An 18,537-nucleotide genomic window follows, 5' to 3' on the forward strand; every position below is an offset into this window, starting at 1 on the left:
GCACCGTCATGGCCACCACGACCACCGCCGGCGCCCGGACCACCACCGGCACCCGGACCACCGCCGACATGGAGTACCGCCGGCTCGGCGCGTCCGGACTCAAGGTCCCCGCGCTCAGCCTCGGCACCGGCACCTTCGGCGGCCGGGGCCCGCTGTTCGGCGCCTGGGGCACCACCGACGTCCAGGAGGCCCGTCGCCTGCTCGACATCGCCCTCGACGCCGGGGTCACCCTCTTCGACACCGCCGACGTCTACTCCGACGGCGCCTCCGAGGAGGTGCTCGGCCAGGCCGTGCGCGGCCGCCGCGACCAGGTGCTGATCTCCACCAAGGCCGGGCTGCCCGTCGGCGACGGCCCCCAGGACGCCGGCACCTCCCGCGCCCGGCTCATCCGCGCCGTGGACGACTCGCTGCGCCGCCTCGGCACCGACTACCTGGACCTCTTCCACCTGCACGCCTACGACGCCGGCACCCCGATCGAGGAGGTCCTGGCCACCCTGGAGGACCTGGTCCGCGCGGGCAAGATCCGCTACACCGGCGTCTCCAACTTCTCCGGCTGGCAGCTGATGAAGTCCCTCGCGCTCGCCGACCGCCACGGCCGCCCCCGCTACGCCGCCCACCAGGTCTACTACTCCCTCGTCGGCCGCGACTACGAGTGGGAACTGATGCCGCTCGCCCACGAGGAGGGCGTCGGCGCCCTGGTCTGGAGCCCGCTCGGCTGGGGCCGCCTCACCGGCCGGATCCGGCGCGGCCACCCGATCCCGGCCGGCAGCCGCCTGCACGACACCGCCGACTACGGCCCGCCAGTCGAGGACGAGCTGCTCTACCGGGTGGTCGACGCGCTGGACGAGGTCGCCGCCGAGACCGGCCGCACCGTCCCCCAGGTGGCGATCAACTGGCTGCTGCGCCGCCCGACCGTCTCCTCGGTCATCATCGGCGCCCGCAACGAGGAACAGCTCCGGCAGAACCTCGGCGCGATCGGCTGGTCCCTGACGCAGGACCAGGTGGCCCGCCTGGACACCGCCAGCGCCCGCACCGCCCCGTACCCCTACTTCCCCTACCGCCGGCAGGAGGCCTTCGCCCGCCTCAACCCGCCCCTCGCCGGCTGAACCGCCGGGCCCGACCACGCCTGCCGGCCGCCCGGCATGGGAGAGAATCGCGTGAGGGAAGGAGACGCGTTGTGAGTACGGCACCCCAGGCCCCTGGCGATTACAGCACCGTCAGTGACCCCGAGCGGGCCCTGAAGTACGCGATCCGGCACATCGCGGGCGACCGCACCGAGATCATCGAGGGCGTCATCACCCCCATGTCGCCGTCGTGGGCTCACGAGTCCGCCGCCGAGGTCGTCCGCCGCCAGCTCGCTCCCCGTCTCGAACAGCTCGACCTGGTATCCGCTCCGGCAACCTGGACCTGCTCGACCTCTCGGCTGTAGCCGCGGGGGAGTCGTCAGGAGCGGGCGGGTTCCTTGGGGCGGGCGTGGGCCGGGAGGCCGTTGGTGAGGTCCTCGACCAGGAGGCGCCAGGCGATGGCGTCGGCCGCGGTGCGCAGTTGGGGGCTGCGGGGGCGGCCGGCGTCGGCGTCGAGGCGGGCGTTGAGCCAGCCGGACCAGGCGCGGGCGAGGGCCTGGACTTCGCGGGCGCCGGCCTCGGTGGGGCTGAGCCGGTCGGCGTCGCGGGTGAGGTAGCCCTCGGCGGCCATCCGGTCGAAGACCGGCTCCAGCACCTCGGGCGGCACCCGCTTGCGGGCGGCGATGAGGTCGAGCGAGGCGTGCCCGACGGCCTTGGTGTGGCCGGCCACCTCCATCAGCGCCCAGGCGCCGGCCAGGTCGACCCGGGTGTCGGCGTCGCCGACGATCGTCCGTACGGTGTCGAGGTCGACGCCGCGCACGATCTTGCAGACGGCGTACTCCAGGTGCGGGTCGGAGTCGCTGGTGGTCGGTTGGGCGAAGCCCTCGCCCATGTCGGTGGAGCCGGCCCGGGTGGTGTCGCGCAGTTGCACCTGCTTGAGGAAGAGGGCGACCACGAAGCCGACCACGGCCACCGGGATCGTCCACAGGTACACGGTGTGCAGGGCGTCGGAGTACCCCTGGACGATCGGCGCGGCCTGTGCGGCGGGCAGCGCGTGCAGGCCCTGTGGGCTCTCGGCGGCGCGGGCGAGGGCGGCCGGGTCGGCGCCGGTGAGCCGGGCGGCGGAGGCGATGCCGTCGGCCAGGTCGGTCTTGAGGCTGTTGGCGTAGATGGTGCCGAACACGGCGGTGCCGAAGGAGCTGCCGATGGTGCGGAAGAAGGTCACCCCGGAGGTGGCGGTGCCGAGATCCGCGTAGTCGACGGTGTTCTGCACGGCGATGGTCAGCACCTGCATGCTCAGCCCGATGCCGACGCCGAGCACGAACATGTAGAGCGAGGCCAGTGCGGTGCCGGTGCCGGGCTCCAGCCGGGAGAGCAGGTAGAGGCCGACGGCCATCACCAGGGTGCCGGCGATCGGGAACAGCCGGTACCGGCCGGTCTTGCTGACCACGTTGCCACTGGTGATGGAGGCGATCAGCAGGCCGATGACCATCGGCAGCATCCGCACGCCGGAGACCGTCGCCGAGTCGCCGTCCACGTACTGCAGGAAGGTCGGCAGGAAGGTGAGCGCGCCCAGCATCGCGAAGCCGACGATGAAGCTGAGCACCGAGCAGACCGCGAACACCGGGTTGCGGAACAGCCGCATCGGCAGCATCGGTTGGGCGGCCCGGGTCTCCGCCCAGCAGAACAGTCCGAGTGCCACGATGCCGCCGGCGAACAGCCCGATGATCACCGCGGAGCCCCAGGCGTACTGGTTGCCGCCCCAACTGGTCGCCAGGATCAGGGCGCTGGCGCCGACCGTGACCAGCGCGATGCCCAGGTAGTCGATCACCGGCCGCACGGCCGCCCGCACCGACGGGATGGTCCGGGCTGCGGCCACCACCACCACGACGGCGATCGGCACGTTGACGTAGAACGCCCAGCGCCAGGACAGGTGGTCGGTGAACAGGCCGCCGAGCAGCGGCCCGATCACCGTCGCCAGGCCGAACACGGCGCCGATCGCGCCCTGGTACTTGCCGCGCTCGCGCAGCGGGATGACGTCGGCGATCAGCGCCATGGCCGTCACCATCAGACCGCCCGCGCCGATGCCCTGGAGCGCCCGCCAGGCGATCAGCAGGGTCATGTCGGTGGCCAGGCCGCACAGGAACGAGCCGGTGATGAAGACGATCGCCGAGAGCTGGAACAGCAGCTTGCGCCCGTACAGGTCGCCGAACTTGCCGGCCAGCACGGTGGCGACCGTCTCGGCCAGCAGATAGGACGTCACCACCCAGGACATGTGCGCGGCCCCGCCGAGGTCCGCGACGATGGTCGGCAGCGCGGTGCCGACGATGGTCTGGTCCAGGGCGGCCAGCAGCATGCCGAGCACGATGGTGGCGAAGACGACGTTCCGCTGCCGTACGTCGAGCACCGGTGGGGCGGAGGGCTGGGTCTCGGTGGCGACAGTCATGCCGCCAGCCTCGGGCGGGTGCGGGCCGGTCGCGATCCGGTTCGGCCGTTCGGGTGAGGGGCGCTCCTCACCTTGGCCCAGTGGCGGCGCCGTACCGGGCGGGTGACGATGGGCCGGAGCCGAGGGCGTGTCCGTCAGGCCGGAACGCCGACCCCCGGACACCGGGAAGGGGCTCCCATGACCACCCAGTCCCCCCGCGACGCGGGGAAGCCCGAGCCGCGCGGCGCCTCCGCCGTGGGCGGACGGGCCGAGGAACGGCGCTGGCGGGCGCTCACCGTCTGCCTGGTCGCCGGGTTCATGACCCTGCTGGACGTCAGCATCGTGAACGTCGCCCTGCCGACCGTCCGGGCCGGTCTGCACATGTCCGACAGCGGGCTGCAGTGGGTGCTCAGCGGTTACGCGCTCGCCTTCGGCCTGGTGCTCGTCCCGGCCGGGCGGCTCGGCGACGCCCGCAGCCGGCGGGCCGTCTTCCTCACCGGGCTCGCCCTGTTCACAGTGGCCAGCGCCCTCGCCGGGGCGGCGCAGAACCAGGAGTGGCTGGTGCTGGCCCGGCTGTTCCAGGGCGCGGCGGGCGGCGTGCTAGTACCACAGGTGTCCGGCTTCATCCAGACGCTGTTCCAGGGCGCCGAGCGCGGCCGGGCCTTCGGTGCGCTCGGCGCGACCATCGGGCTGTCCACCGCCGTCGGGCCGCTGCTCGGCGGGCTGCTGATCCACCTGTTCGGGCCAGAGAACGGCTGGCGCTGGGTGTTCCTGGTCAACCTGCCGATCGGTGCGGTCGCGCTGCCGCTCGCCTACCGGCTGCTCCCGCCGCCCCGCCCGGCCGCCGAACGGGCCGGGCACCGAGACTTCGACCCGGTCGGGGTGGTGCTGCTCGGCGCCGGGACGGTCGCGCTGCTGCTGCCCTTCGTCCAGCAGCAGCAGTGGCACAGCCCGGCCCGCTGGCTGCTGCTGCCGCTGGCGGCGGTGCTGCTGGCGGCCTTCGTCGGCTGGGAGCGGCACTACGCGCGCCGGTGCGAGCCCCTGGTGAGCATGGCGCTGTTCGCGGTGCGCCCGTACGCGGCTGGTGTGACGCTGTCGCTGGTGTACTTCGCCGGGTTCACCGCGATCTTCTTCATCTTCACGCTCTACCTGCAGGCGGGCCTGCACTACTCGGCGCTGACGGCGGGCCTGGCGATCACCCCCTTCGCGGTCGGCTCGGGCGTGTCGGCGGCGGTGGGCGGGCGCCTGGTGAGCCGGCTCGGGCGGCGGCTGGTCGTGCTGGGGCTGGTGCTGGTGCTGGTCGGGCTGCTGGCCTCGGCCCTGGCGGTGCAGCTGTGGTCGGGGCCGTCGGTGGGCTGGGCGACGCTCGGCCCGCTGCTGGTCGCGGGGGCGGGCAGCGGTCTGGTGATCACCCCGAACCAGACGCTCACCCTGCAGCAGGTTCCGGTCGCCCGGGCGGGCAGCGCCGGCGGCGTGCTGCAGACGGCGCAGCGGGTCGGCTCGGCGGTCGGGATCGCGGTGGTCGGCTCGGTGTTCTTCGCCCACGTCGGCGGCCGCCGCCCGGACTGGGCGCTGGCCTTCCAGCTGGGTGTCGCGGTGGCCGCGGGCCTGGTCCTGCTGGCCCTGCTGGTGGCGACGGCGGACGAGGTGGCGAACCGGCGGGCGGCCCAGGTGCCGTCCGGCGGCGCCGGGCCCCGGGTTTCCGGCGGGCGCGGCGGCGGTAGGTGGGGGTCGTGACGGATGCCCGAGCGGACTTCCTGGCCGCGGCCCGTGCGGCCGAGTCGCTGCTGCGCCGGGCGGAGGTGGCCGAGGCCTGGGCCCGGCCGAGTGCCCTGCCCGAGTGGAGCGTCGGCGGCCTGGCCGGGCACCTGGCCTACCAGGTGCTGTGCGTGCCGGAGGTCCTGGAGGCCGGGGCACCGGCGGAGGGGACGGTCGGGCTGCTGGAGCACTACCGGCGGTCGGCGTGGATCGGCACCGGGGTGGACGCCGAGATCAATGTGCGGATCCGGCGGGGCGGTGAGCTGGTCGCCGCCCCGGGTGCGGAGGCGCTGAGCCGCCGCGTCGCGGAGGCACTGGACGGAATGACCGCCGTCCTCGAGTCCGCGAGCGCCGACCGGCCGGTCCGGTTGCCGTTCTGGGGCCCCTGGTCGTTGACGCTCGACGACCTGCTGGCCACCCGCACGATGGAACTGGCCGTGCACGGCGACGACTTGGCGGTCAGCGTCGGCGTCCCGACGCCCGAACTGCCGCCGGACACGGCGGAGTCCGTGATCGCCCTGCTGACCCGGCTGGCGGTCCGCCGGCACGGCCCGGTGGACGTGGTGCGGGCGCTCAGCCGGGCCGAGCGGGCGCCGGGCAGCATCGCGGCGTTCTGACCGTCAGTGGTCGCGGCGCCGGATCACCGCCGCCGCGAGCGCCAGCGTGCCGAGCGACCAGGCGGCGTAGGTCGTCCAGGAGCCCGCGACGGTGGCCGGGAAGTCGGTCGGCCGCAGTCCGGACAGAGTGGTGCGGGCGAGGCGCTGCCAGGCCGGGAGGGGCAGGGCGTGCAGCAGGTCCGCCGTCCAGCGGTGGCCCTCGGTGAGGAGGGACGGCAGGAAGAACAGCACCACCACGGTGGCCACCGCGGCACCCGCACTGTGCCGGATCACCGTGCCGAGGCAGAAGCCGACCAGCGCGCACACCGGGGCGAACAGCGCGGCGGCGGCCAGGTACCGCAGGGCGGTCGGATCGGTGACGGACTGCCCGATGCCGCGGTCGGCCAGCACCGCCTGGGTGAGGCCGAAGGAGAGGCCCGCGCTGACCACCCCGAAGCCGAGCATCACCGCCGTCAGGACGGCCGCCTTGGCGAGCAGCACCGCCCGGCGGTCGGGGACGGCGGCCAGCGTGCTGCGGATCAACCCGGTCGCGTACTCGCCCGCGATGACGGTCGCGCCGAGGCCGCCCGCGAGCAGCATCAGGACGTCGGCGGAGACGGCGTCGAAGGAGTCGTTCAGCGCGACCTGGGCCATCACCGCCGGATCGCCCTCGCCGGGCGTGTAGTGGTCGTGGGTGTACTGCGCGGACTTGAGGTTGGCGGCGACGATCAGGAGCGTGCCCAGGCCGACCACCCACGGGATCGAGCGCAGCGACCAGAACTTGAGCCACTCGGCGGCCAGCAGATCGCCGAACCGGTGGCGGGGGAGGGGGCGGGGGGTCACGGTGCTCAACGGGGATCTCCGGCGAGGTATTCGACGCTGTCGGCGGTCAGTTGCATGAAGGCGTCCTCCAGGGAGGCACCCCGGTCGGTCAGCGCGTACAGCAACAGGCGGTGGTCCAGGGCGAGTTCGCCGATCCGGGCGGCGTCCAGGCCGGTGACGTCCAGGGTGGCGTCCGGGCCGGCCCCTACGGTGGCGCCGGCGGCGCGCAGCACGGCGGCCAGCCGCTCGGGTTCGGCGGCGCGCACGGCGACCGCGGCCCCGCCCGCGCGGGCGGCGAACTCGGCCGGGCTCTGGTCGGCGATCAGCCGGCCGCGGCCGATCACCACCAGGTGGTCGGCGGTGTGCTCCATCTCGGCCATCATGTGGCTGGAGACGAACACCGTCCGCCCCTCGCCCGCGAGCCGCCGGAACAGTCCGCGCACCCAGAGCACGCCCTCCGGGTCCAGCCCGTTCAGCGGCTCGTCGAAGAGCAGCACCGGCGGGTCGCCGAGCAGCGCCCCGGCGATGCCCAGACGCTGCTTCATGCCCAGCGAGTAGCCGCCGATCCGCCGCCCGGCGGCCTCGGCGAGGCCGACCTCGGCGAGGACCTCGCCGACCCGCGCGGCCGGGATGCCGTTGCTGCGGGCCAGCGCCCGCAGGTGGGCCGCGCCGGTGCGCCCGCCGTGCACGTCGCCCGCGTCCAGCAGCGCGCCGACCTCGCGCAGGCCGCGCGGCAGGCCGCGGAACACCCGGCCGTTGACGGTGGCGGCGCCGCTGCTCGGTTCGTTCAGGCCGAGGACCAGCCTCAGGGTGGTGGACTTGCCCGCGCCGTTGGGGCCGAGGAAGCCGGTGACCCGGCCGGGGCGGACGGTGAAGGTCAGGCGGTCGACGGCGGTCCGGCGGCCGTAGCGCTTCGTCAGTTCGAGGACTTCGATCATGGGCACCACGGTGCCGGGGATGCCCCGGCAGCCGCATCGGACCGGCGTCGACACCGCCGGTCACCCCCGGCCGTACAACCACGGTCGGATGACGGCGCCCGGCCCCCTGGTTACGATCTTGAACCATGTCCGCGACGCCTCCGCCCCCGCTGTTGCGACGGATCCCGCCCGAGGCCTGGGTCGCCCTCGCCTGGTGCGCGGCCGCCGCCTACCCCGCCGTGCTGCTCGGCGGCACCGCGCGACTGCACCGGGGCGCCGCCGAGCACGGCGGTCTGGCGTTCACCCTCGCCGACACGGCGGTGGCCTTCCTCGGCGCCGCGCTGGTGCGCCGGCTGCCGGTGCTCTCCGTCACCCTGCTGCTGATTGCCACCTGGACCGAGACCGACGGCTGGGCCGCCGGCACCCAGGTGCCCCCGGCGGCGCTGCTCGCCGTGGACGTCGCGCTCTTCCTGATCACCGCCACCCGGCCGCGCCGCAGCTCCCGCGCCGCCTTCGCCCTGGTGGCCGTCTTCCTGGTGCTCCACCTGGGGCTGGTGCGCGGCAGCACCGTGGGCATCTTCACCGGCACCCACATCGGCTCGGCCGACGGCGCCGCGCTGCTCGCCCTGGTCGCCTGGCTGGCCGGGCGCTCACTCCGGCAGAACCGGGAGCACGCCGAGGCCCTGAGCAGCCGGACGGCCGCCGAGGCGGTGACCGCCGAACGGCTGCGGATCGCCCGGGAGATGCACGACACCGTCGCGCACAGCATCGGCATCGTCGCCCTTCAGGCCGGTGCCGCCCGCCGGGTGATCGACAGCCGGCCCGAACGGGCCAAGCAGGCCCTGGGTGCGATCGAGGCCGCCGGGCGGGAGACCCTCGCCGCGCTGCGCCGGATGCTGGTCGCGCTGCGCGAGGCCGACGGCGAGGCGTCGGCCACCGCCCCGCAGGGCCTGGCCGACCTCGACCGGCTGGCCGGGGCGACCACCGCGGCGGGCGTGCGGGTCACGGTTCGGCGGGCGGGCGAACAGCGGCCGCTGCCACCGGAGATCGACCTGTCGGCGTTCCGGATCATCCAGGAGGCGGTCACCAACGTCGTCCGGCACGCGGGAGTCCGCGACTGCCTGGTGACGGTGGACCACAGCAGGAAGGGCGAGTTGGCCGTCGAGATCACCGACCGGGGCCGGAGTGAAGGCCGGGGCCGGGGCGAGGGCCGGGGCCAGGCCCAGGGGCGCGGTGCCGCGCCCGGCGGCGGCTTCGGCCTGGCCGGGCTGCGCGAGCGGGTCGCCCTGCTGCACGGCGAGTTCGAGGCCGGGCCGCGCCCGGACGGCGGCTTCCGGGTCGCGGCCCGGCTGCCCGTTCCCGAGGAGGTGGCGCGGTGATCCGCGTCGTGCTGGCCGACGACCAGCCGCTGGTGCGGGCCGCCCTGGAGATGGTCATCACCGAGACCACGGACGTCGAGGTGGTCGGCGAGGCCGGCGACGGCGCCGAGGCCGTCCGGCTGGCCGCCGAACTGCGCCCGGACGTCGTGGTGATGGACATCCGGATGCGCCCCCAGCCGGGCGGCCGGGAGGTGCCCCCGGTCCCGGACGGCATCGAGGCCACCCGGCTGGTCACCGCCGCCGGCGGACCGACCCGGGTGGTCGTGCTCACCACCTTCGACGAGGACGAGCACGTGTACGCGGCGCTGCGCGCCGGGGCGTCCGGCTTCCTGGTCAAGGACATGGCGCTGGACGACATCCTCGCCGCGGTCCGGGTGGTAGCCGCCGGAGACGCCCTGATCGCGCCGAGCGTCACCCGGCGGCTGATCGGGGCGTTCACCGGGCAGCAGCACCAGCAGCAGCGGCCGACGTCGGCGCCTGGCCGCCCGGCATCCGGCCCGGCCGCCGGGCGCCTGGCGGCGATCACCGCGCGGGAGCGGGAGATCCTCACCCTGGTCGGCCGCGGCCTGTCCAACGCCGAGATCGCCGCCGAGCTGGTGCTCAGCATCGCCACCGTGAAGACGTACATGACCCGGCTGCTGGCCAAGTTGGACGCCCGCGACCGGGTGCAACTGGTCATCCTGGCGTACGAGGCGGGTCTGGTCGCCGTTCCCGGCTGACCGTCCCCAGCCCCGGCCGTTCCCGGCTGACCGGGCCCGGTTCCGCCGTCACCGCTTGACGGCCACGCCCGCGTACATCGCGATGTCCTGGTCGCGGACCACCGGCGCGTCGGCGTCCGGCCGCCAGTGGTGGACGAGCGTGACGCCCGGGTCCAGCAGCTCGTAGCCGTCGAAGAAGGCCTCGGTCTGCGCCTTGTCGCGGATCTGCAGCGGGATGCCGCGCGCGTTGTACTCCCGGCCGACGCCGCCCACCCCGACCGGGTCGGTGTCGCCGGTGAACACCGTCAGGGCGAGGAAGCTGCCGGGCGCCAGCGCGTCCATGAAGCGGTGCACGATGCCCTGCGGGTCGTCCTCGTCCAGCACGAAGTGCACGATCGCGATCAGCGACAGCGCGACCGGCCGCGAGAGGTCGAGGACCTCGCGCAGCCGGGGGTCGTTGATGATCGTCTCCGGGTCGCGGAAGTCGGCGTCCACGTAGCAGGTGCGGCCCCCGTGGGTGCTGTCCATCAGGGCCCGCGCGTGGGTCAGCACGATCGGGTCGTTGTCCACGTAGGCGACCCGGGCCTCGGGGGCGATCGCCTGGGCGATCTCGTGCACGTTCGGCGAGGTGGGGATACCGGTGCCGATGTCCAGGAACTGCCGTACCCCGTACTCCCGGGTGAGGTGGCGCACCGAGCGCTGCATGAACGCGCGGGTGGTGCGCATCGACACCGGCAGCGACGGCCAGGCCCGCACCGAGGCGTGCGCGGCGGCTCGGTCCGCCTCGAAGTTGGTCTTGCCGCCGATCAGGTAGTCGTAGACCCGCGCGGAGTGCGGCACGTCCATCCGCAGGTCCACCGAGGGGTAGTGCGCCCCCGGCTCCCGCGACGCCTGCGACTCCCGCGGCGGCTCCTGCTGCGCCCGGACCTCGTTCGCCATCCTCGCCCTCCCGTTGCTGCTGGGCGCCCGTTGCCGCCGGGCGCCCGTCACCGGCCGCCGTGAGGGCGGTCCTTGGTCCGCATGGTAACGGCCTGCCGGTGCGACGAGATGACTAACCCTCAGGCTGGACCTCGGGACTGCCGAGCGGGAGGCCCTCGGACCGGACCGCCTCCGCCTGGTGCGGGAACGCCGCCCCCGTACCGCTCCCGCTCCGCCCGGCCGCCAGCTCCACCGCCGCGCCGGTCCAGGCCGCACCGAAGGCCCAGGTCGCCACCCACTCGCTCAGGTACATCGGCTGCACCGCCCAGTCGTCGCCGAACCCGACCAGCCCGCAGAGCGCCGCCGCCCCCAGTGCCACCAGCATCAGCACCCCCGCCGCCAGATAGGCCGCGCCGACCCCGGCCGGCTGCGCCGAGCGCGGATTGCGGAAGGAGTAGAGGCAGAACAGCGCCAGCATCACGAACAGCAGCGAAGCGAAGACCAGGTGGAAGGCCCCGACCACGCGCTGCACCTCCGTCGGGTTCCCCGGCGTCGTCGGGCACAGCGCGACTCCGAGGGCGAACACCCCGGCCGCCGTGCTCCACCGGTCGTCCCGCCGGTCGAAGCGGTAGCAGATCAGGAACACCCCGAGCGCGCACAGTGCCCCGACGAAGAGGTTCCGCGTGCCGGTGTAGTACGAGCCGCTCATCGTGGCCGGCCAGAAGCCGTCCGTGGCGCGCCCCATGACCTTGTCCATCAGCCAGTCGCCGAGCGGCAGGGCCGGTGGCAGCAGGATGCCGATCGCCCCGACGCCGAAGCGCAGGAAGGTGACCGTCCGTTCGTCCTGGACGCTGTGCCGCTGTGGGGAGTCGGGAATTCTCTCAGTGCGCAGGTCGTCGCTCACGGACGCCTCCTCGCCTACCGTACGGGCAGCCGTGGCCCGCGGATCTTCCGGCCGCTGGGGGTTCGCGTGGGGCGGTGTCGTGGGGCGCCACCGCACGGAAGCGGCCGTGAACTGGTGTACCCGCCAGAAGGCGTGGTCCACCGCCGGATCAGGTGGTTTACGGCAGCGCGGAATTGACGTCGACCCCCCCCGGCGGGGCGTCAGGCCCTCCGCGCGTCGGCCCGGTCGGCGAGGGCGTTGAGCAGGGCGGCCCCGCGCTCGGCGTCGTCGATGCTGACCGCGAACTCGGCGCCGGCGCGGGTGCGGACGACCAGGCAGCCGCCGCCGCGCAGCATCACGGTGGTGCCCAGGCCGTTCACCCGGTAGCCGAAGCCGCCCGCCTGGGCGGCGGTGCGCCGCTCGGCGCGCGCCGACTCGATCTCGGCGGGGGACCAGCTCCGCCGGGGCCAGCCGAACGGGCCGAAACCGACGACCAGCCCCTTCGCCGTCACCCGGGCCTGCACGGAGGAGACCGCGCCGATCCCGAGGGCGAGCGTGACCAGCGGCAGGAGCAGCATCCAGTGCGGGCCGGTCAGCCCGGTGCCGGACGCCACCGCCGTGCCGACGGCGCCGAGGCCGACGACGGCGGCGGTCAGCTGGAGCACCGGGTTGGCGGCCCAGGAGAGCCAGACCACCCGCTCGACGTCCGGGAGGTCCAGCACCGGCTCCCGCGCGGCGCTGCCGGCGCTGGTGCCGGCGCTCCGGGGCCGCCTGGTCGCCAGGCGGGCGAGCACCGCCACCAGGGCGGTCAGCGTCACGACGACGGCCACCCAGAGGTTCGCCGAGCCGGCGTCCTGCCACCGGGCGCGGTCCAGGTTGGAGTGGACGATCGACGCCTGCGCCCCCATCAGCAGCACCCCGCCGCCCGCGAGCAGCGCGGCGGGCAGGCCGGAGCCGGGGCCGCCCCGGAAGTGACGGGTGACCACGGCGGCGAACACCAGGGCCAGCCACACGCCGGCCGGGAACAGGGCCGCCGCCGTCACCGACATCGAACCGTCCGGCCGGCTCCCGTTCCAGTGCGTGGCCAGCGGGTCCGGCAGCCGGTCACGGGCTACCAGCGGCATCGTGACGAGCAGTGCCAGCACGCCGAGCGTCCAGGCCGTCCCCGCCCAGACCGCCCCCCGCCGGGTCATCATCGCCGGTCCCGTCCCCACGGGCTCCGAGTCCTTCACGGCATCCCCCTGATCAGTTCCACGAGTTCGTTCCTGCTGTAGCCGGCCCGCGCCGCGTCGGCGATCAACCGCCGTACCCGGTCGACCAGTTCGGCGCGCGATCCGGCGTCCGCCGCGACCGTGATGCCACGGCCCCGGCGGAACTCCAGCACCCCCTCGTCGCGCAGGGCGCGCAGCCCGCGCAGCACGGTGTTGGTGTTCACCCCGAGGGCCCGGGAAAGCTCCCGGGCGGGCGGCAGCTTGTCGCCGGGGGCGCACTCGCCCTCCGCGACGGCGCGTCGGATCGCACCCGCCACCTGCTCGTGCAGGGGGCGGGCGTCACCAAGGTCCAGCTTCAGCAACATGGTGCTACTGACGATAGCACCATGCCGACCCGGCCTTGCGGCTCCGAGGCGCCCTTGACGCCTGGAATGGTCCAGTCCACTGTGGGCGGCGGCCCGTTCCTACCCGTCGCACCCACCGCAGGGAGCACCGTCGTGACGAACCGCCTCACCACCCTCACCGCGCTCACCGCCCTCGCCCTCGGCTGCGCCGCCGCCCCCGCCGCCGTCGCGGCCTCCCCGACCGGGGCCGTGGTCAAGGTCAGCACCGCCAAGCAGTTGCAGGCCGCGCTCGCCGCCGCCGTGCCCGGCCAGACCATCCAACTCGCCGACGGCACCTACTCCGGCAGCTTCAAGGCGACCACCCCCGGCACCGCCGCCGCGCGGATCACCCTCACCGGCTCGCCGAAGGCCGTGCTCACCACCCCGACCGGCGGCGGCTACGGCCTCCACCTCGACGGCGCGAGCTACTGGACCGTCCACGGCCTGACCGTCACCGGCGCGCAGAAGGGCATCATGGCCGACGCCGCGAACTACGTCCTGCTGGACGGCGTGACGGTCCACCACACCACCATGGAAGGCGTGCACTTCCGCAACTCCAGCGCCCACGGAACGCTGCGCGACTCGCACATCCACGACACCGGCCTCAACCGGGACGGCATGGGCGAGGGCGTCTACGTCGGCACCGCCAACACCCTCACCGACCACAGCGACTACGTGCAAATCGCCGGCAACACCTTCGGCCCCGGCATCGGCGCCGAGAACGTCGACCTCAAGGAGGGCACCCGGGGCGGCGTGGTCTCCGGCAACTCCTTCGACGGGGACGGCCTCACCGGCCGCAACTACGACGACTCGTGGATCGACGTGAAGGGCAACGGCTACACCATCGAGAACAACACCGGCCGGCGCACCACCGACGACGGTTACCAGACCCACAGCGTCCAGCCCGGCTGGGGCTGCGGCACGGTCTTCCGGGGCAACCACTCCGACCTCACCGGCGCCACCGGGCCGGACCGCTACGCCATCGACGTCACCAACTACTCCGCAAGCTGCCCGGCGACCATCGGCGCGGGCAACACCGTCACCGGCGGCCGTGGCCTGGTGAACCCCGGCGTCCCGGTCGGACCGAACTAGGCGTCAGGGACCGCAGACCCGGGCCCCAAATCCCGGCCCTCGGCCCGGCGGTTTCTAAGGTCGTTGCAACACGTGGTCGGTTTCGTCAGGCTGCGATGACTTTGTGCGGGGGCTCGCGGCCAGGGTGTGCCGACCAAGGGGGAAGAACGGCAGACGTCGCCGACCGCCGAAGCCGCCCGCCCAGCCACCCGCCGCCGCCTGCGCCACAGCGAGCCGCGCACCGACCGCGTCTGCCCCCGTCTCAGCGACACCGGGTGGACGCTCCGCCAGGCCGCCGCCGGGCAGAGCGGCCTCGCCCCTGGCGGCTACACGGCCGCCGCCGCAGTCGCCGCCGCCGCGAGCACCGACCCCAACGCCGCCGTCGCCGACTACCGCTGGCCGGCGGCGGACGTCGAGTCGCCGGTCAGGTCGTCGGCGTAGGCGCCGGAGCCGACGTCGGCCACGGTGTGCGTGCCCGCGGTGATCATCCCGGTGGCGGGCGGGCCCCAGAATTGGGCCTCGGCGATGTTGGCGTATCCGCCGGCCGGGCTGACGTACCGCACCCAGCGGTACTTTCCGGTGTCGGTGACCGGCAGTTGGAACCAGTCGTCGGTGGGCCGGCTCGTGACGGTCGCCAGGGTCACACAGTTGCTGTCAGGACCGGTGGTGCAGCCCTGGAACAGCCCGTCGACCATGCGTTGCTCCTGGCCAGGGCGTGGCACGAAGCGGATCCTCGTGACCTGCTGTGGCGTGCCCAGGTCGAGGCCCGCGTAGCCACCGTCGGGCTGCGAGTAGTCGAAGTAGGTGCCGACATTGCCGTCGAACACGTTCTGGTAGGTGTTGGTGCCGTTCTCGTATGCGGGGGAGGTGCCGTAGGCGGTTCCGGCCAGCAGGGTGCCGCCCTGCGGCGCGTACTGCGGGACGCCGGGCGGGGTGCCGATCGCGTCGGCGTTGTCCTCGAAGGTGTAGTTGCTGCTCGCGGTGAGCGGTCCGCCCCAGGTGCGGTCGGCCAGGAGCTCGAGTGGGCGGTGCAGGTACGAGTCGAAGGTGGCGTCGGTCATCGTCTGCTTGTAGTCGCCCCACAGCGAGACCTCATAGCCGTTGATGCCGGTCGCGGTGGAAGGCGTCCAGGAGGAGTACAGGGAGGCGTCGTCGGGATAGAGGCCCAGGCCCGGTGTGATGTACCAGTTCTGGGAGCTGACGACGACCTCGTAGCCCTCCTGAGTGAGCCCAGTGGGGTCGGCGGTCCAGCCGTCGATGAGGATGTCCTTGTTCGGGCCGACTGTGGAGCTGTTCAGGGCGTCCCACCAGTTCCAGACCTCCATCCGTTTGCCGAGTCCCTTGACGACGGTGTCGAGCTTGTTCGTGAAGTCCACGAACACGGCGTCGGTGCTCGGGTAGTGGTTGTTCGCCGCGTACTGGACCAGCTCGGGGCATGCCTGCTGGGCTGTGTCATCGGGGTACTCGTCGCCGCCGGTGTGGAAGACCGGGGAGTTGGGGAACAGCGGCACGAACTCCTTGAGCAGGTTGGTGACGTAGGTCAGCGTGGCCGGATTGGTGATGTCCAGCGTCCGGTTGTTCTGACTCCCCGGGGCGGCCATCGACGGGCACTGCCAGGCCAGGCTCGGGTCGGCGGCCAGGATCGGCGCCGAGTGCGCGGGAACGTCGATCTCCGGTAGCAGCGTCACGTTGTACTTGGCCGCGTAGGAGACCAGATCGGCGATGTCTGCGTGGCTGTACGAGGCGCCGGGTGCGGCGAGGTTCGGGTAGGTCGTGGACCGCAGGCGGAAGCCGTCGTTGTCGGTGAAGTGGATGTGGAAGTCATTGAGCTTGTACCAGCTCATCTGCCGGATCTCGGCCTTCAGGTCGGCGACCGACCAGAAGTGCCGGCCGACGTCGATCATGACGCCCCGCTGTCCGACGGTCGGCCAGTCGACGGCCGTGCCGAGCGGAAGACTCTTGTGGGTGGGGCTCAGCGCGAGGATCTGCTCGATCGTCTGCTCGCCATGGAAGACGCCGGCAGCGGTCCGGCCGTGGATGGTGACGTTGGCGCCGATCGCCGCTGTGTAACCCTCGGCCTGGGTGGTGGTGGTGTCGAGTTCGACGAAGATGTCGCCGCTTTTCGGCGCCGAGCCGGTCACCACGGGCAGGGCCAGCCCGGTCTCGTTGGCCAGATCGGCGGCAAAGGTGCCGGCGTCGGCGGTCAGCGAGCGCGCGTCGGCAGGTCGGACCACGATCCGGCTCGCGCTGGTGAGGGTCAGTGTGCCGGTGCCGCCGGTCCACTGCTGGATCGAGGGAACAGTCAGCGGCGCCGGATTCACGGTCGCCGCGGCGGCGCTGCCGGAGGTGAGCGCGCTGGTGGTCGTGGTGAGGATTGCCAGGACTGCGAGGACTGCCACTCGCCGCCTTGATGACGCTCCGAGCGGGTTTCGGGTGCTGGCCGCCGCTGCCAGGAGGGCGGTTGGGGCGACGTGTGTGCGCCCGGTCCGCCGTCGGTGAAGTCTCACGGGAGCTCCAATGTGCGAGTCTGCTCGATATTGATCGAATAAGCGAGCAAAAACCCAGATTTTGGCAAAACCGTCGCACCCTGCAAGCAGCAAGTCAAGGAGAGCAGGCCGCACCGCAGTCGGGAGCAAAGTGGGAGTGGCCGCCAACGCACGTACTACCAAAGCACTTTGGGTGTAGCTCTTCTGCAGTGAGCACGTCGATCAGGCTGTGAGGGGTGCATCTGTCCTGGTGAACGTGTTAGGGGTGTTGTCAGGTCTGCTGGGGCCACGGGCGTCTGAGCACGCGTCATGGCGTGGTGGGCCCGGGGGCGCCGGGTGAGGCTGCGGTCGGCAGGTCTGCGCTGCCGGTGACGCGCTCCCGGATGGTGAAGCGGGCGAACAGCTCGGTGCGGTATCGGGTGGCGGCGAGGAGGTGGCGTCGGGTCGGAAGTGGAGTGAGATGCCACTGAGGAGGTTTCATCGTGATTCGTGCAGGTCACCGGCTGCGGTGTGGCGTGTGATGGGGGTGCTCGCGCAGCTCGAGCCCGTTCCGGCGGCCCCGGTTTCGACATCCGAGGCGGGGCCCCGGTGCCGGGACCCCGCGGCCGTCACTGCTGGAAAGGGCTCGGCTCCCAGTCCGTCCCGCCGGTCGGGTAGCTGTACAGCGGCCGGCCCTTGACCGCGCTGGTGCGGAAGGGCGTGCCCTGGCCGGGGTGCGTGCCCGTGTCGGGGCCGATGGTCAGCGTGCCCTTCCGGTTGCCGCTGGTCCACTCCAGTTCCAGGTACCAGCTGACGTCATGGGAGGTGGTCTCGGCGGTCACCTCGATGACCTCCGGGTCCCGCTCGCTCACCTTGACCGGCAGACCGGTGCTGCCCTCGGTCACGACCGGACGGGGGCGGGCCGCGTCCAGGTCGAGGTCGAAGGAGTGGACGTCGACTCCGCCGCCGCAGCCCTCGCCCATGGAGTAGGCGTTCCAGGGCAGCGGGGCAGCCATCCGGGCGATGCGGACGTTGAGGGTGGTCAGCACCACAGTCTCGCTGTCGGTGCCCTGCACGGTGAGCTCGATCGACTGGTAGTGGCCGGCGACCGCACCGACCCGGGAGACCCATGCCGGGACGTCCACCACTGCGGGCGGTCGGGGGACTTCCGACGGCGGGCGGTCGACCACGTACTGGTCGCACGCGGTGTCCCGGCCGGACGGCCGGACCGAGACGCTGATCGGGGCGTTCGCGCCCTGGTCCGCGGCGCCGGTCGGCCCCGACGGGGTCGCGCCGGTGCCGACGGGCGTAGCGGCAGAAGCGGGCGCCGGGGAACCGGTGGACGGACCGGCGTCCGCGGCCCGGGCGGGAGCGGAGGTGAGCGAACCGCCAGAGTGGGTCTTGAGGCCGGTGGCGACGGCCCCGATGGTGGCGAGCACCGCGGCAGCCGTCACGGCGGCGAGTGCACCCCGGGGCACTCGCCGCTGCGGTGGTACGGCGGGGACGCGCCCCGGGGCGGCCATCCCGGCCCCGGCGGCGGCTGCCGTGGCCGGTGTCTCCTCCCGTGTCTCCTCCGGTCCCGGAGCGGCAGGGGTGTCCGGAACCATCCGGGCCACCGGAGCCGCTGACGAAGCCTCCGCCTCCGCCGCGGGCGCGGGCGCCTGCCGGTTCGTCCGCGCCGCGTGGGCGATGACCCACAGCCGATAGAGCTCGGTGCGCTCCTCCGGTGTCGCCCGGCACAGCCGCGCGAGGCGCTCAAGCGGGGCGAACTCCACCGGCATCACATCGCCGTTGCAGTAGCGGTGCAGGGCCGAGGTGCTCACGTGCAGCCGTTTCCCCAGCGCGCCGTAACTGAGCCCCGACCGGCTCTTCAGCTCCTGGAGCAGCCGCGCAACCTCGTCCGCCTCCCTCAACTCCCCGGTCCCCTCTGGCACTGCTCCTCCACCC

Annotated in this window: 17 protein-coding genes; 8 read left to right on the plus strand and 9 right to left on the minus strand. The window is 73.4% G+C overall.

The genetic code is table 11. The annotated features are described in order from the left end of the window. Nucleotides 1–68 precede the first annotated feature (68 nt). A complete protein-coding gene (locus ACZ4WV_RS00240) occupies nt 69–1,106 on the plus strand; it encodes an aldo/keto reductase (protein WP_465741648.1) in 1,038 nt (345 codons plus the stop codon). 71 nt (nt 1,107–1,177) lie between these two features. Continuing rightward, entirely contained in the window at nt 1,178–1,429 is a 252-nt protein-coding gene (locus ACZ4WV_RS00245) for a hypothetical protein (RefSeq protein WP_465741164.1), read from the plus strand. Nucleotides 1,430–1,443: 14 nt separating this feature from the next. On the opposite strand, the gene ACZ4WV_RS00250 is transcribed toward ACZ4WV_RS00245, so the two are convergent. Next, entirely contained in the window at nt 1,444–3,510 is a 2,067-nt protein-coding gene (locus tag ACZ4WV_RS00250) for an MDR family MFS transporter (protein WP_465741166.1), read from the minus strand. A 177-nt stretch (nt 3,511–3,687) separates the two neighbouring features. Between ACZ4WV_RS00250 and ACZ4WV_RS00255 the strand changes: the two genes are divergently transcribed. Together ACZ4WV_RS00255 and ACZ4WV_RS00260 are read left to right on the plus strand one after the other, a co-directional pair. Further along, nucleotides 3,688–5,226, plus strand: coding sequence for an MFS transporter (locus ACZ4WV_RS00255; protein ID WP_465741168.1), 1,539 nt, complete (start codon nt 3,688–3,690; stop codon nt 5,224–5,226). Beyond that, nucleotides 5,223–5,864 (plus strand): maleylpyruvate isomerase N-terminal domain-containing protein, encoded by a 642-nt coding sequence (locus tag ACZ4WV_RS00260; RefSeq protein ID WP_465741170.1) that lies wholly within the window; start codon nt 5,223–5,225, stop codon nt 5,862–5,864. The genes ACZ4WV_RS00255 and ACZ4WV_RS00260 overlap by 4 nt, the downstream gene beginning before the upstream one ends. Before the next feature lie 3 nt (nt 5,865–5,867). Here ACZ4WV_RS00260 and ACZ4WV_RS00265 read toward each other — a convergent pair whose 3' ends face one another. Continuing rightward, entirely contained in the window at nt 5,868–6,695 is an 828-nt protein-coding gene (locus ACZ4WV_RS00265) for an ABC transporter permease (protein WP_465741171.1), read from the minus strand. After that, entirely contained in the window at nt 6,692–7,603 is a 912-nt protein-coding gene (locus ACZ4WV_RS00270) for an ABC transporter ATP-binding protein (RefSeq protein WP_465741173.1), read from the minus strand. Before ACZ4WV_RS00270 ends, ACZ4WV_RS00265 begins: the two co-directional genes overlap by 4 nt. 125 nt (nt 7,604–7,728) lie before the next feature. Between ACZ4WV_RS00270 and ACZ4WV_RS00275 the strand changes: the two genes are divergently transcribed. Further along, entirely contained in the window at nt 7,729–8,961 is a 1,233-nt protein-coding gene (locus tag ACZ4WV_RS00275) for a sensor histidine kinase (RefSeq protein ID WP_465741175.1), read from the plus strand. Then, entirely contained in the window at nt 8,958–9,680 is a 723-nt protein-coding gene (locus tag ACZ4WV_RS00280) for a response regulator (protein WP_465741177.1), read from the plus strand. The genes ACZ4WV_RS00275 and ACZ4WV_RS00280 overlap by 4 nt, the downstream gene beginning before the upstream one ends. Nucleotides 9,681–9,728: 48 nt before the next feature. On the opposite strand, the gene ACZ4WV_RS00285 is transcribed toward ACZ4WV_RS00280, so the two are convergent. The 4 genes from ACZ4WV_RS00285 to ACZ4WV_RS00300 form a co-directional block, all read right to left on the minus strand. Next, entirely contained in the window at nt 9,729–10,505 is a 777-nt protein-coding gene (locus tag ACZ4WV_RS00285) for an SAM-dependent methyltransferase (protein ID WP_465741650.1), read from the minus strand. A 205-nt stretch (nt 10,506–10,710) separates the two neighbouring features. Beyond that, on the minus strand, nt 10,711–11,481 hold the full coding sequence (locus ACZ4WV_RS00290) for a hypothetical protein (RefSeq protein WP_465741179.1): 771 nt from the start codon (nt 11,479–11,481) through the stop codon (nt 10,711–10,713). A 200-nt stretch (nt 11,482–11,681) separates the two neighbouring features. Continuing rightward, entirely contained in the window at nt 11,682–12,674 is a 993-nt protein-coding gene (locus tag ACZ4WV_RS00295) for a DUF1648 domain-containing protein (RefSeq protein WP_465741181.1), read from the minus strand. 14 nt (nt 12,675–12,688) lie between these two features. Next, complete coding sequence (locus ACZ4WV_RS00300; protein ID WP_465741183.1) at nt 12,689–13,036, minus strand: GntR family transcriptional regulator; 348 nt, start codon at nt 13,034–13,036, stop codon at nt 12,689–12,691. 132 nt (nt 13,037–13,168) lie between these two features. Here ACZ4WV_RS00300 and ACZ4WV_RS00305 point away from each other — a divergent pair, with 132 nt between their 5' ends. Together ACZ4WV_RS00305 and ACZ4WV_RS00310 are read left to right on the plus strand one after the other, a co-directional pair. Beyond that, the gene (locus tag ACZ4WV_RS00305) at nt 13,169–14,146 is read left to right on the plus strand and encodes a right-handed parallel beta-helix repeat-containing protein (RefSeq protein WP_465741185.1); all 978 of its coding nucleotides are present in this window, start codon (nt 13,169–13,171) and stop codon (nt 14,144–14,146) included. Between the two features lie 126 nt (nt 14,147–14,272). Next, nucleotides 14,273–14,566 (plus strand): hypothetical protein, encoded by a 294-nt coding sequence (locus ACZ4WV_RS00310; protein WP_465741187.1) that lies wholly within the window; start codon nt 14,273–14,275, stop codon nt 14,564–14,566. On the opposite strand, the gene ACZ4WV_RS00315 is transcribed toward ACZ4WV_RS00310, so the two are convergent. After that, nucleotides 14,515–16,524, minus strand: coding sequence for a family 20 glycosylhydrolase (locus ACZ4WV_RS00315; RefSeq protein WP_465741189.1), 2,010 nt, complete (start codon nt 16,522–16,524; stop codon nt 14,515–14,517). The genes ACZ4WV_RS00310 and ACZ4WV_RS00315 overlap by 52 nt on opposite strands. Before the next feature lie 695 nt (nt 16,525–17,219). Then, on the minus strand, nt 17,220–18,524 hold the full coding sequence (locus ACZ4WV_RS00320; protein ID WP_465741191.1) for a helix-turn-helix domain-containing protein: 1,305 nt from the start codon (nt 18,522–18,524) through the stop codon (nt 17,220–17,222). Nucleotides 18,525–18,537 lie beyond the last annotated feature (13 nt).

This window comes from Kitasatospora sp. NPDC029312, assembly GCF_055569215.1.

Coding starts and splice junctions, on each gene's coding strand:
- ACZ4WV_RS00285 (WP_465741650.1), bottom strand. CDS start 10,505: ATGGACGTGCCGCACTCCGCGCGGGTCTACGACTACCTGATCGGCGGC.
- ACZ4WV_RS00255 (WP_465741168.1), top strand. CDS start 3,688: ATGACCACCCAGTCCCCCCGCGACGCGGGGAAGCCCGAGCCGCGCGGC.
- ACZ4WV_RS00270 (WP_465741173.1), bottom strand. CDS start 7,603: ATGATCGAAGTCCTCGAACTGACGAAGCGCTACGGCCGCCGGACCGCC.
- ACZ4WV_RS00240 (WP_465741648.1), top strand. CDS start 69: ATGGAGTACCGCCGGCTCGGCGCGTCCGGACTCAAGGTCCCCGCGCTC.
- ACZ4WV_RS00300 (WP_465741183.1), bottom strand. CDS start 13,036: ATGTTGCTGAAGCTGGACCTTGGTGACGCCCGCCCCCTGCACGAGCAG.
- ACZ4WV_RS00275 (WP_465741175.1), top strand. CDS start 7,729: ATGTCCGCGACGCCTCCGCCCCCGCTGTTGCGACGGATCCCGCCCGAG.
- ACZ4WV_RS00250 (WP_465741166.1), bottom strand. CDS start 3,510: ATGACTGTCGCCACCGAGACCCAGCCCTCCGCCCCACCGGTGCTCGAC.